Here is a 12,733-nt window from a genome sequence, read left to right on the forward strand (position 1 = left end):
CGGCGCCATCGTGGCTGGTCGCGCAGTTCCCCGCGCCCCTGAGGGCGTGCACCACATCAAGGAGCAATTCATGCGTATCGGAATCCTCGGCCTCGGCCGCATCGGCGCCTTCCACGCCGAGACCCTCTCCGGACTCGACGCCGTCGACTCCCTCGTCCTGACCGACCCGTTCGCGGACGCCGCCAAGGCCGCCGCCGAGCGGTTCGGGGCCGAGGTCGTGGACTCGCCGGAGGCGCTGCTGGCCGCCGGTGTGGACGGCATCGTCGTCGCCGCCGCCACGGACGCCCACCCGGCGCTGATCCTGGCCGGTGTCGAGGCCGGTGTCCCCGTCTTCTGCGAGAAGCCCGTCGCCAGGACCATGGCCGAGGGGGTCGAGGTGCTCAAGGCGGTGGCCGGCCGGGACGTGCCGATCCAGATCGGCTACAACCGCCGTTTCGACACCGGGTTCGTCAACGCCCGCGCCGCCGTGCAGAGCGGTGAACTGGGCACGCTGCACACGGTCCGCTCGACGACGCTGGACCCGGCGCCCCCGCCGGCCGGGTACGTCGCCGCCTCCGGGGGCATCTTCCGCGACTGCTCGGTGCACGACTTCGACATCATCCGCTGGGTGACGGGCCGTGAGGTGCGGGAGGTGTACGCCGTCGGCGGCAACCGGGGGGCCGAGTACATCAAGGAGGCCGGTGACGCCGACACCACCGGCGCGATCCTCACCCTCGACGACGGCACGATCGCGGTGGTCTCCAACTCCCGGCACAACGGCCGGGGTTACGACGTCCGTATGGAGATCCACGGCTTCGAGGACTCCATCGCGGTCGGCCTGGAGGACAAGCTGCCGCTGCGCTCGGTCGAGCCGGGCGTGACCTTCCCCGCGGGCACGCCGCACGACTTCTTCATGGACCGCTTCACCGAGGCCTACCGCGCCGAACTGACCGCGTTCACCGAGGTCGTGGCGGGCACACGTCCCTCCCCCTGCACGATCGAGGACGCCCTGGAGGCGGGCTGGATCGCCGACGCGTGCACGCTGTCGCTGCACGAGCACCGCCCCGTGACCATCGAGGAGGTACGCCGGGCATGACCGGGAAGGGCCGGGAACCCCTGCGCATAGGTGTGCTGGGAGCCGCGCGCATCACCGAACGCTCCCTCATCGACCCGGCCCGGGCGACCGGCCACCGCCTCGTCGCGGTGGCCGCGCGCGACCGTGCCCGGGCCGAGGCGTTCGCCGCCGGGCACGGCGTGGAGCGGGTCGCGTCCTCCTACGCCGAGCTGATCGCCGACCCCGGGATCGACGTCGTCTACAACCCGCTCGCCAACGGCCTGCACGGGCCGTGGAATCTGGCCGCCCTCGCGGCCGGCAAACACGTGCTGTCGGAGAAGCCCTCGGCGAGCAACGCCGCGGAGGCGGCGGAAGTGCGGCAGGCCGCCGGGAGAGCCGGGACGGTCTTCATGGAGGCCTTCCACTACCTCTTCCACCCCGTCACCCGGCGCCTCCACGAGCTGCTGGCCTCGGGTGAACTCGGCGAGTTGCGGCACGTCGAGGCCATGGTCGCCATCGCAGCGCCGCCGGACACCGACCCGCGCTGGTCGCTGCCGCTGGCCGGCGGCGCCCTGATGGACCTCGGCTGCTACAGCCTGCACGCGCTGCGGATGCTCGCCCCCTGGGCGGGCGGCGCCCCGCGCCTGACCGCGGCCCGGGCAGGTGAGCGCGCGGGCGCGCCCGGCGTCGACGAGTGGCTCGACGCCGACCTGGAGTACCCCGGCGGTGCGACGGGCTCGGCCCGCTGCCACATGGCGTACGGCGGCCTGGACATGAGCATCCGGATCGTCGGCTCCCGGGGCGAGGCGACCGCCCCGAACTTCGTCCTGCCGCAGATGGACGACCGGGTCGTGATCCGCACACCCGAGGGCGAGCGCACGGAACACCTCGGCACGCGCTCGTCGTACACGTACCAGCTGGAGGCGTTCGCGGCCCGGGTACGGGAGGGCACGCCGCTGCCGCTGGACGCGGACGACGCGATGACGACGATGGAGCTCATCGACGCGTGCTACCGGGAGGCGGGGTTCGAGCCGCGTCCTCGTACGGCACGCGCCGGTGTCAGCTGAAAGGGCAGAACCGAATACGCACTCCGAATCCTGGGCGTGACGGATATCCCGGACACTCCAGGAATTTAATAAAACCCTCTGAGCCGATCCGAAATGGCGGACCTCCTCCAAAAAGGCACACGCCAATTTCCGAGGAACAGCCGCCCGATAGCTCAATCCATGTAGCCTCCAACTGACCAGTGCGCCACAGGAAGTGGCGTCCGGGGGAACGAGGAGGCAACAACATGAGGGTCAGGAGACTGATCGGCGCCGGGGTCGCGGCAGTGGCGATGACGGCCATGGCATCCGCACCGGCGTCTGCCGACGAGACGGTCACCGGCGGCAACGTGGAAATGGTGATTTTCGGCAGCGGTACGCACGTCAGCTCGGTCACCATCCACGGGCTCCCGGAACCCCAGGGACCTGCCCAGTATCAGTTCACCTATTTCGCCACCACCTCACCGACCAAGACGCACACCATGATTTGCGGCGGCAGCAGCACGGGTGGCAGCTGCACTCACAAGTTCAAGATAGACGCCACATACGCCAAGGGCGTCGGAATCAAAAGCTGCGGTTCGATCAAGCGGGTCGACAACCAGCAGATCCTCGGGACCGCCTGCAAGAAGTGGTGACGGAGTAAAGCCGCGCCTGGCGCGGCGCACTCCACGATGATTGCGAACTTGCCGCCCCGACGAGGAGTCGGGGCGGCAAGTCGTATGCATCTCACCGGTACAGGGCGGGCTTCTCCACCAACGCGACCTCCACACGGCCGCCGTCCTCCAGCGCCCGCACCCCCGCTTCGCACACCGCCGCCGCGGCGTAGCCGTCCCAGGTGCTCGGGCCGGTGACCTCGCCGTGGCGGGTGGCGTCGACCCAGGCCTGGATCTGCTGGTCGTAGGCCGTCTCGAAGCGTTCGGTGAAGTCCTGGGCGATGGTGCCGCCCCAGCGGCCGGCCATGGTGGTGACCAGGGCGTGGCCGTCGCCGATGCGGGCGGTGCCGCGTTCGCAGACCACCTCCGCCTGGACCTGGTAGCCGAAGCCGCAGTTGACGAAGATCTCGACGTCGCTGAGGGCGCCGCCGTCGGTCTCGAAGACGACGAACTGGGGGTCCTGCAGGGCGTCCGGGGCGTTGGCCGAGGGGGTGGGGCGCAGCACCGTGACGGCGGTGATCTCGTGGCCCAGCAGCCAGCGGGTCGCGTCGGCCTCGTGGGCGACGGAGTCGCTGATGAGCATGGAGCTGGTGAAGAAGGGCGGGCTGGCCACGTTGCGGTGCCGGTTGTGCACCATGAGCGGGCGGCCCAGCTGACCGGTCGTCAGCAGGGCCTTCAGCTTCGCGTACTCGGGGTCGTAGCGGCGCATGAAGCCGACCTGGACCCGGCGGTGGCCGAGGCGCAGTTCGGCGTCGAGGACGCGCAGTGCGGAGGTCGCGTCGGGGGTGAGCGGCTTCTCGCACAGGACGGGCAGATCATGCTCGAAGGCGGCGAGGAGGGTGGCTTCGTGGGCCGGGCCCGGGGAGGCGATCAGGACGGCGTCGACGTCGGACGCGGCCATCGCGGCGGCCGGGTCGGTGTGGGCGGTGCAGCCGTCGACACGGGCGGCGACGGCCTTCGCGCGCTCCGCGTCGACGTCCACGACGGCGGCCACCCGCGCTCCGCTGGTGACGTCGCGGATGCGGCGCACATGGTCGGCGCCCATCCTTCCGGTACCGATGACCGCGATTCCCAGCGGGGCGCGCTCCGTCATGGCCGTCCTCTCGGGTCGTCAGGCGCCGCAGGACCTCAGGAACTTGCGGGTGCGCACCGCGATCGGCAGCGGCTTGTCCGGCTCGCAGGGGTACATGTCCTGCTCGACGATGGCGAACAGGTCCACGCCGAGTTTCTGGGCGGCGGTGAGGACCGGACCCAGCTCGGGGACACCGGCGGGCGGTTCGCACATCACACCGCGGGCCACCGCGGGGCCGAACGGCATCTCGTTCTTCACCACGTCGGCGAGGATCTCCGGGTCGACCTGTTTGAGGTGCAGGTAGCCGATGCGCTCGCCGTAGGTCTCGATCAGCTTGACGCTGTCGCCACCGCAGTAGGCGTAGTGCCCGGTGTCCAGGCACAGGTTGACGTGGTCGGAGTCGGTCGAGTCGAGGAACCGCTCGACGTGCTCCTCGGTGTCGATGTGGGTGTCGGCGTGCGGGTGGACGACGATGTCCAGGCCGTACTTGTCCTTCACCTCGCGGCCGAGGCGCTCCATGCCCGTGGTGAGGTTGCCCCACTGCTCGGTGGTGAGCTCCGGCGCCTCCAGGATCTCGGCGGTCTTGTCGTCGCGCCAGAAGGACGGGATGACGACGAGGTGCTTCGCGTCCATGGCCTGGGTGAGCGCGGCGACGTTGCTGACCTGCTCCCAGGTGGAGTCCCACTCGGAGGGGCCGCGGTGCAGGCCGCAGAAGATGGTGCCGGCCGACACCTTGAGGTTGCGCTTGCTCACCTCGTCGGTGAGCCGGGCCGGGTCGGTGGGCAGGTAGCCGTACGGGCCGAGTTCGATCCAGGAGTAGCCGGCCTCGGCGACCTCGTCGAGGAAGCGTTCCCAGGGCACCTGCTGAGGATCGTCGGGGAACCAGACGCCCCAGGAGTCGGGGGCGGAGCCGACCCGGATGCGGTCGAGCGCGTGGGCCATGTCAGGACTTTCCTTCCGAGGACGTGGCTGCGGGGGCGGTGATGTCCCCCTCTTCAGGGAGCTCTTCGACGTCGACGCCGCGGACCTGAGCCAACTCGTGCTTGAGGGACGCCAACTCGGTGCCGCCGGCCATGTGGTTGGTCAGCTCTTCGAGGCTGACCTCACTGCGGGAGGCGGACAGTTCCATGGTGCCCAGGCGCAGCACGCTGAAGTGGTCACCGACCATGTAGGCGTGGTGCGGGTTGTGCGTGATGAAGATGACGCCGAGGCCCTTCTCCCGGGCGGCGGCGATGTACTTCAGCACCACGCCGGACTGCTTGACGCCCAGGGCGGCGGTCGGCTCGTCCAGGATGAGCACGCGGGCTCCGAAGTAGACGGCGCGGGCGATGGCGACGCACTGGCGCTGGCCGCCGGAGAGCGTTCCGATCGGCTGCTCCATGTCATCCAGGACGATGCCCATGTTGCGCAGCTCTTCGTCCGCGGTCTTCTTCATCTGCTCGATGTCGAGACGGCGCAGCGGCCAGGGGCCCTTGGTCATCTCGGAGCCGAGGAAGAAGTTGCGCCACACCGGCATCAGCGGGACGACGGCGAGGTCCTGATAGACGGTGGCGATGCCCTTGTCGAGGGCCTCGCGCGGGGTGGAGAAGCGCACCGGTTCGCCGTCGACGAGGAACTCGCCCTCGGTGTGCTGGTGCAGACCCGAAATGATCTTGATGAGGGTGGATTTGCCGGCGCCGTTGTCACCGAGGACACAGGTCACCTTGCCGGGGTGGACCTCCATGCTCACGCCGTGCAGGGCACGGATGTTGCCGTAGGACTTGCCCGCTGCCTTCAGCTCGATCACGGGACGCTCGTCCGCGGGCGGGGTGTCCTTCACAGCGGCCCCGTGGGTGCCGGTGGAGTTGCTTGTCATTCCGATCACCTCCGGGTCGCTTGCTTGCGGACCCACAGATTGACGAGGGTGGCGCCTACGAGCATCACGCCGAGGAAGGTCTTGAACCAGTCGGGGTTCCAGGTGGCGTAGACGATGCCCAACTGGACCAGGCCGAACATGAACGCGCCGAAGACCGGGCCGATGATCGTGCCGTAACCGCCGGTCAGCAGACAGCCGCCGACCACCGCCGCGGCGATGTAGATCAGCTCGTTGCCGACGCCCTCACCGGACTGCACGGTGTTGTACTGGAACAGGTTGTGCATGCCGACGAACCAGGCGCCGAAACCGACCAGCACGAACAGCGAGATCTTGGTGAAGTTCACCGGGACGCCGACCGCGCGGGCGCTGTCCTTGTTGCCGCCGACGGCGAAGATCCAGTTGCCGTACTTGGTGCGCAGCAGGACCCACGTGGCCAGCGCCGCGAAGACCAGCCACCACACGACAGTGATCTTGACGTTGACTCCGCCGACGTCGAAGGACGAGGCGAACACCGCCTTGGCCTGGTCGAAGCCGTCCATGTCGCTGATGTCGTCCGTGGCGACGTTGCCGGTGACCAGCTTGGTCACCGCCAGGTTCACACCCTGCAGGCCCATGAACGTGCCCAGGGTGACCAGGAAGCTCGGCAGCCCGGTCTTCACCAGCAGCCACCCGTTGAAGAAGCCGATCGCGAGCGACACCACCAGGGCCACGATCACGCCGACCCAGACGTTCAGGGTCAGCTCGAAGGCGGTCATGCTCGCCGTCAGCGCCGAGGCGACCGGCGCGACGCCGGAGGACAGGTCGAACTCGCCGCCGATCATCAGCAGCGCCACCGGCAGGACCATGATCCCGATGGTCGACGACTGGTAGAGGACCGTCGACATCGAACTGCCCTGGCGCAAGGTCGGCGCCATGATCAGGAAGAAGACCAGAATGGCCAGAGCGCCGAGGAAGACGCCCACCTCGGGCCGGGCGAGCAGTCTCAGCGCCAGGGGGCGCTGCTGGGTCCGCCCGTCCTTCTCGTTCCCCGGGCCGGAGGCCGGCGGCGTGGTCACCGCCGGCGCAGCCTTCTGGGTCATGCTCATCACCGGGTGCCCTTCGCGGCGAACTCCCCGATCTTGTCGACGTTGGACTTGTCGACGAAGGCCGGGCCGGTCAGCACGGGCTGCTCACCGCCACCGCTGTAGTTGCCGTTGTTCTTGTAGAGCCACAGGCCGTCGACGGCCAGGTAGCCCTGGAGGTAGGGCTGCTGGTCGACCGCGAACTGGATGTCGCCGTCCTTCACGGCCTTGATGAGTTCCTTGTTGAGGTCGAAGGTCGCGACCTTCGCCTTGCTGCCGGCGTCACTGACCGACTGCACCGCGGTCAGCGCGAACGGGGCTCCGAGCGTGACGACGTAGTCGATGGAGGAGTCCTGCTTCAGCTTGGCGGTGAGCGTCGACTTCACCGACGGCTTGTCCGTGCCGTTGACGTTCTGGACGTCGAGCTTGCCGTCGAACGTCTTCTCCACGCCGTCGCAGCGCTGGGTCAGACCGACGTTGCCCTGCTCCTGGACGACACAGAGGGCGTGCTTGGCACCGACCTCGTTGAGCTTCTTGCCGAAGGCCTCGCCCGCGACGGACTCGTCCTGGCCGAAGAACTCCAGCATGTTGAACTGCTTCCAGTCACTCAGACCGGAGTTGAGGCCGACGACGGGTATGCCGGACTTCTCGGCCTTGCCTATGACGGCCTTCATGGCGTCCGGCTTGGCGAGGGTGACCGCGATGCCGTCGACCTTCTGGTCGATCGCCGTCTGGACCAGGTTGGCCTGGTTGCCCGCGTTCGGGTCGGCGGAGTAGATGAGCTTGATGTTGTCCTTGTCCGCCGCGGCCTGCGCGCCCTTGCGGACGGTGTCCCAGAAGGTGTCGCCGGGCGCCTGGTGCGTGACGAGGGCGACGGTCATGCGGGGCGTGGTCGCCTTGCCGGCCGAGGCGCCGGCGGCACCTTCCTCGGCCTTCTTGCCTCCGGAACTGCTGGAGCAGCCGGCGAGGGTCAGGGCCGCTGCCGCGGCCACGGCGACGACGGGCGCGAACCTGCGAGAGCGGGGGTGGGAAGAGCGGTCCATCTTTCCTGGCACCTCACTGTGCTACTGCGGGGGAAAGGAAGGGATCACGAAGGGGTCCGTGGTCCCGGAGCCTTACGGAGTCCGGATCATGATGCCGCAAGCGGACTGTCGTGATGCCACGGGATACAAGTCCCTGCCGCGCTCGCTGTCAATACTTTGTTAAGACATCATTTCACGAGCAGGTCCGAATGTAAGTACAAACTATTGACAGGGCCGCCCTCCGGGACCTACACCTGGGGGGCGGCAGGTCCCGTGGAGCCACGCCCCACCGTGCCAGGGCGCCCCAGGACCCGCATCCCCAGCTTCCCGAGGAGGTCGCGCATGGCCGAGCCAGCCCAGTATTTCGATGTGATCACGATGGGCCGCATCGGGGTCGACCTCTATCCCCTGCAGACCGGCGTCCCCTTGGAGAAAGTGGAGACGTTCGGGAAGTTCCTGGGAGGTTCCGCGGCCAATGTGGCGGTCGCCGCCGCCCGCCTCGGACGCCGTACGGCGGTGATCACGCGCACCGGAGACGACCCCTTCGGCACGTATCTGCACGAGGCACTCAAGGGCTTCGGCGTCGACGACCGCTGGGTCACCCCGGTCGCGGCGTACCCGACGCCGGTCACGTTCTGCGAGATCTTCCCGCCCGACGACTTCCCGCTGTACTTCTACCGCCGCCCCAAGGCGCCGGACCTGGAGATCCACACCGACGAACTGGACTTCTTCGCCGTCCGCGACGCCCGGATCTTCTGGATCACCGGCACCGGCCTGAGCGAGGAGCCGAGCCGCTCCGCCACGCTCGCCGCCCTCAAGGCCCGCGACAAGGCCGGGACCACTGTCTTCGACCTCGACTGGCGGCCCATGTTCTGGCGCGATCCGGAGGAGGCCCGCCCGTACTACCGCGAGGCCCTGCGGCACGCCACGGTCGCGGTCGGCAACCTGGACGAGTGCGAGATCGCCACCGGTGTGCGCGAGCCCCAGGCCTGCGCGGAGGCGCTGCTGGAGGCGGGGGTGGAGCTGGCCGTCGTCAAGCAGGGCCCCAAGGGCGTCCTGGCCGTGCACCGTGACGGCACCCGGGCCGAGGTGCCGCCGGTGCCGGTCGAGGTGGTCAACGGCCTCGGCGCGGGCGACGCCTTCGGCGGCTCGCTCTGCCACGGTCTGCTCGCCGGCTGGGACCTGGAGCGGACCATGCGCCACGCCAACGCCGCCGGCGCCCTCGTCGCCTCCCGCCTCGCCTGCTCCTCCGCGATGCCCACCGAGGCAGAGGTCGCCGGCCTCCTCGCCGGGGTGCCGTCGCCGAGCACGAGCCACTGAAACGGAGCCTTCCTTGAACATCGGCATCCCCGACCTGACCACGGTCAGAGCCCGCAACCCCGAGGCCGTCGCCGAAGCCGCGGCCCGCCGGGTGCGGCGCCCGCTGATCGGCGACAGCGGCCGCCTGATGATCGTGGCCGCCGACCACCCGGCCCGCGGTGCCCTCGGGGTCGGGGACCGGCGCCTGGCCATGGCCAACCGCGCGGACCTGCTCGGGCGGCTGTGCACCGCCCTGTCGCGGCCCGGCGTCGACGGGGTGCTCGCCACCGCCGACATCCTGGAGGACCTCCTGCTCCTCGGTGTCCTCGACGACAAGGTTGTCATGGGCTCCATGAACCGCGGCGGCCTGGCCGGAGCGTCCTTCGAGATGGACGACCGCTTCACCGGCCACCGCGCCGAGGACATCGCCCGGCTCCGCTTCGACGCGGGCAAGCTCCTGGTCCGCATCGACTACGACGACCCGGGTTCGCTGACCACGCTGGAGTCCACCGCGCGGGCGATCGACGCCATGGCGGACCGGCGGCTGCCGTTGTTCGTGGAGCCGTTCATATCGCGGCGGGCAGACGGCCGGGTCCGCAACGACCTGTCCGCCGAAGCCGTCACCCGGTCGATCGCCATCGCCTCGGGTCTGGGCGGCACCTCCGCCTACACCTGGCTGAAGCTGCCCGTCACCGACGACCCGGACGACATGGCCGAGGTCCTGGAGACCTCCACGCTGCCCGTCGTCCTGCTCGGCGGCGAGGTGGGCGAGGACCAGGAAGGCGCCTACGAACGCTGGCGCAAGGCCCTGCGGCTTCCCACCGTCCAGGGCATGGTGGTCGGACGGTCGCTGCTCTACCCGGCCGGGGGCAGCGTGGAAGAAGCGGTCGACACGGCCGTCGGTCTGCTGTGATCCGGAGGATGCAATGACGTACCACCTTCCCGCCGGCAAGGCCCTCGGCGGCCCCTACGCCGTCGACGTCACGCCCGAGAAGGCCGGCTGGAGTCACTCCAGCCTGCGCGTGCTGGAGCTGCCGCCGGGCGGCGCGCACTCCTTCGACACCGGCGACAGCGAGTGGATCGTCGTCCCGCTGAGCGGCGGCTGCACGGTCGCCGCGGCGGACGACTTCGGCCAGGACACCTTCGAACTCCAGGGCCGCGCCGATGTGTTCAGTGGCGTCAGCGACTTCGCGTACGTGCCGCGCGACGCCCGCGCGACCGTGACGTCCGCCGCGGGCGGGCGGTTCGCGCTGACCGGCGCGCGCTGCACCCGCCGTCTGCCCGCCCGCTACGGCCCGGCGTCCGAGGTGCCCGTCGAGCTGCGGGGCACCGGTAACTGCTCCCGGCAGGTCAACAACTTCGGCGCGGCCGGGGTCTTCGAGTGCGACAAGCTCATCGCGGTCGAGGTGATCACCCCGGGCGGCAACTGGTCGTCGTTCCCGCCGCACAAGCACGACGAGCACCGGCCCGGCGAGGAGTCCGTGCTGGAGGAGATCTACTACTTCGAGTTCGCCGGGCACGGCGGCATCCCGGGCCTCGGCTACCAGCGTGTCTCCCCGTCCGGCCCGGGCCGGGACACCGACGTGCTGGCGGAGGTGCGCGACGGCGACGTCGTCCTCATCCCGGACGGCTGGCACGGTCCGTCGATGGCCACGCCCGGCCACCACATGTACTACCTCAACGTCATGGCGGGCCCGGAGGCCGAGCGCGCCTGGCTGATCTGCGACCACCCCGACCACGCCTGGGTCCGTGACACCTGGCCGGGCCGGCCGGTCGACCCCCGCCTCCCCCTCTACACCGCCCCGGAGACCTCCGTATGAGCGCCCGCACCCGCCGACTGACCACCGCCCAGGCCCTGGTGCGGTTCCTGTCCGCCCAGTACACCGAGCGGGACGGCGTGCGCCGCCGGCTGATCGCCGGGACCTGGGGCATCTTCGGCCACGGCAACGTCGCCGGGGTCGGCCAGGCGCTGGTCGAGTACGCCGATGTGATGCCCTACCACCAGGGCCGCAACGAGCAGTCCATGGTGCACGCGGCCGTCGGCTACGCCCGGCAGCTCAACCGCCTCTCCGCGCAGGCGGTGACGACCTCGATCGGCCCGGGCGCCACCAACCTGGTCACCGGCGCCGCCCTGGCGACGATCAACCGGCTGCCGGTGCTGCTCCTGCCCGGTGACTACTTCGCCTCGCACGCCCCCGACCCGCTGCTGCAGCAGCTGGAGCACCCGGTCGAGGCCGACGTGTCGGTCAACGACACGCTGCGCCCGGTGTCGAGGTACTTCGACCGGATCACCCGCCCCGAGGCGCTGATCCCCTCGGCGCTCCAGGCGATGCGGGTGCTGGCCGACCCCGCCGAGACCGGCGCCGTCACCCTCGCCCTGCCCCAGGACGTGCAGGCGGAGGCGTACGACTGGCCGGAGGAGTTCTTCGCCGAGCGCGTCTGGCACGTACGGCGTCCCGTGCCGGACCCGGTGGAGCTCACGGCTGCCGTCGAGGCGATCCGGTCGGCCGAACGGCCGCTGATCGTGGCGGGCGGCGGCGTCCACCACAGCGAGGCCGAGGACGCCCTGAAGGCGTTCGTGGAAGCCACCGGCATCCCCGTCGCCTCCACCCAGGCCGGCAAGGGCTCGCTGCGCCACGACCACCCGGCCGACCTCGGCGGCATCGGCCACACCGGCACCGCGGTCAGCGACGCACTCGCCCGCACCGCCGACCTCGTGATCGGCGTCGGCACCCGCTACACCGACTTCACCACCGCCTCGGGCACCCTCTTCCGCAACCCCGACGTGCGGTTCCTCAACCTCAACATCACCGGCTTCGACGCGCACAAGCTGGCCGCGCGGACCCTGGTGTGCGACGCGCGCTCCGGACTGGAACGGCTGGCCGAGGGGCTGGCCGGGCACCACGTGTCCGAGGCCTACGAGGCCGAGTACCGCTTGGGCAAGGAGCGCTGGGACGAGGTCGTCGAGGCCGCCTACCGCGCTGACGACGACAGCGCGGTCCCGACCCAGACGCAGGTGCTCGGCGCGCTGGACGCGGCGGTCGGCGACGACGACGTGGTGATCAACGCGGCCGGCTCGCTCCCCGGCGACCTGCACAAGCTGTGGCGCTCGCGCAGCCCGCGCCAGTACCACCTGGAGTACGGCTACTCCTGCATGGGCTACGAGATCCCGGCCGGCATCGGCGTCCAGCAGGCCGCCCCCGGCGCGCCCGTGTGGGCCCTGGTCGGTGACGGCACCTACCTGATGATGCCGACGGAGATCGTCACCGCCGTCCAGGAGGGCCTGCCCCTCAACATCGTCCTGATCCAGAACCACGGCTACGCCTCCATCGGCGGTCTCTCGCAGGAGACGGGCGGCGAACGGTTCGGCACCGCCTACCGCTTCCGGGCCGCCGACGGCACCTTCACCGGCGCCCCGCTGCCCGTGGACCTCGCCGCCAACGCGGCCAGCCTCGGCATGGACGTGCTGCGCGCCAAGACCGTCCGTGAGCTGCGCGAGGCGCTCGCCGCGGCCCGCGCCTCCGCCCGGCCGACGTGCGTCTACGTCGAGACCGACCCGGCGCCCACCGCTCCCCCGGCCGAGGCCTGGTGGGACGTGCCGGTGGCCGAGACCGCCACCCGCGAGGCCGCCGTCGAGGCCCGCGAGCGCTACGACCGGCAGGTCGCCGACCGTCGCCGTCACCTCTGAACTCTCC

Annotated in this window: 12 protein-coding genes; 7 read left to right on the forward strand and 5 right to left on the reverse strand. The window is 70.3% G+C overall.

Features of this window, described 5'->3' with window-relative positions; translation table 11 throughout:
- Positions 1-70 precede the first annotated feature (70 nt).
- From AB0F04_RS01485 to AB0F04_RS01495, 3 genes are all read left to right on the forward strand, one after another.
- A complete protein-coding gene (locus AB0F04_RS01485) occupies positions 71-1,075 on the forward strand; it encodes a Gfo/Idh/MocA family oxidoreductase (RefSeq protein WP_362036522.1) in 1,005 nt (334 codons plus the stop codon).
- On the forward strand, positions 1,072-2,100 hold the full coding sequence (locus AB0F04_RS01490) for a Gfo/Idh/MocA family oxidoreductase (protein WP_362036524.1): 1,029 nt from the start codon (positions 1,072-1,074) through the stop codon (positions 2,098-2,100). The genes AB0F04_RS01485 and AB0F04_RS01490 overlap by 4 nt, the downstream gene beginning before the upstream one ends.
- A 224-nt stretch (positions 2,101-2,324) precedes the next feature.
- Entirely contained in the window at positions 2,325-2,711 is a 387-nt protein-coding gene (locus AB0F04_RS01495) for a hypothetical protein (RefSeq protein WP_362036526.1), read from the forward strand.
- Positions 2,712-2,802: 91 nt separating this feature from the next.
- Here AB0F04_RS01495 and AB0F04_RS01500 read toward each other — a convergent pair whose 3' ends face one another.
- Genes AB0F04_RS01500 through AB0F04_RS01520 form a run of 5 tightly spaced genes read right to left on the reverse strand, consistent with a single transcriptional unit; the run spans position 2,803 to position 7,760 of the window.
- Positions 2,803-3,822: a Gfo/Idh/MocA family oxidoreductase gene (locus tag AB0F04_RS01500; RefSeq protein WP_362036528.1), complete on the reverse strand. Its 1,020-nt coding sequence runs from the start codon at positions 3,820-3,822 to the stop codon at positions 2,803-2,805.
- An 18-nt stretch (positions 3,823-3,840) separates the two neighbouring features.
- Positions 3,841-4,743 (reverse strand): sugar phosphate isomerase/epimerase, encoded by a 903-nt coding sequence (locus AB0F04_RS01505; RefSeq protein WP_362036530.1) that lies wholly within the window; start codon positions 4,741-4,743, stop codon positions 3,841-3,843.
- Position 4,744: 1 nt separating this feature from the next.
- On the reverse strand, positions 4,745-5,656 hold the full coding sequence (locus tag AB0F04_RS01510; RefSeq protein ID WP_362036532.1) for an ATP-binding cassette domain-containing protein: 912 nt from the start codon (positions 5,654-5,656) through the stop codon (positions 4,745-4,747).
- Positions 5,657-5,661: 5 nt separating this feature from the next.
- On the reverse strand, positions 5,662-6,741 hold the full coding sequence (locus tag AB0F04_RS01515; RefSeq protein ID WP_362036534.1) for an ABC transporter permease: 1,080 nt from the start codon (positions 6,739-6,741) through the stop codon (positions 5,662-5,664).
- Entirely contained in the window at positions 6,741-7,760 is a 1,020-nt protein-coding gene (locus AB0F04_RS01520; protein WP_362036536.1) for a sugar ABC transporter substrate-binding protein, read from the reverse strand. The genes AB0F04_RS01515 and AB0F04_RS01520 overlap by 1 nt, the downstream gene beginning before the upstream one ends.
- Before the next feature lie 321 nt (positions 7,761-8,081).
- On the opposite strand from AB0F04_RS01520, the gene iolC reads away from it, so the two are divergent.
- Genes iolC through iolD form a run of 4 tightly spaced genes read left to right on the forward strand, consistent with a single transcriptional unit; the run spans position 8,082 to position 12,726 of the window.
- On the forward strand, positions 8,082-9,059 hold the full coding sequence (gene iolC, locus AB0F04_RS01525; RefSeq protein ID WP_362036538.1) for a 5-dehydro-2-deoxygluconokinase: 978 nt from the start codon (positions 8,082-8,084) through the stop codon (positions 9,057-9,059).
- 13 nt (positions 9,060-9,072) lie between these two features.
- The gene (locus AB0F04_RS01530) at positions 9,073-9,951 is read left to right on the forward strand and encodes a deoxyribose-phosphate aldolase (RefSeq protein WP_362036540.1); all 879 of its coding nucleotides are present in this window, start codon (positions 9,073-9,075) and stop codon (positions 9,949-9,951) included.
- A 13-nt stretch (positions 9,952-9,964) separates the two neighbouring features.
- Positions 9,965-10,858, forward strand: a complete 894-nt coding sequence (gene iolB, locus AB0F04_RS01535; RefSeq protein WP_362036542.1) for a 5-deoxy-glucuronate isomerase — start codon at positions 9,965-9,967, stop codon at positions 10,856-10,858.
- Entirely contained in the window at positions 10,855-12,726 is a 1,872-nt protein-coding gene (gene iolD / locus AB0F04_RS01540) for a 3D-(3,5/4)-trihydroxycyclohexane-1,2-dione acylhydrolase (decyclizing) (protein ID WP_362036544.1), read from the forward strand. Before iolB ends, iolD begins: the two co-directional genes overlap by 4 nt.
- The last annotated feature ends 7 nt before the right edge of the window (positions 12,727-12,733 follow it).

Source organism: Streptomyces sp. NPDC029041 (genome assembly GCF_040637515.1).
In the GTDB taxonomy this organism is placed as follows: domain Bacteria; phylum Actinomycetota; class Actinomycetes; order Streptomycetales; family Streptomycetaceae; genus Streptomyces.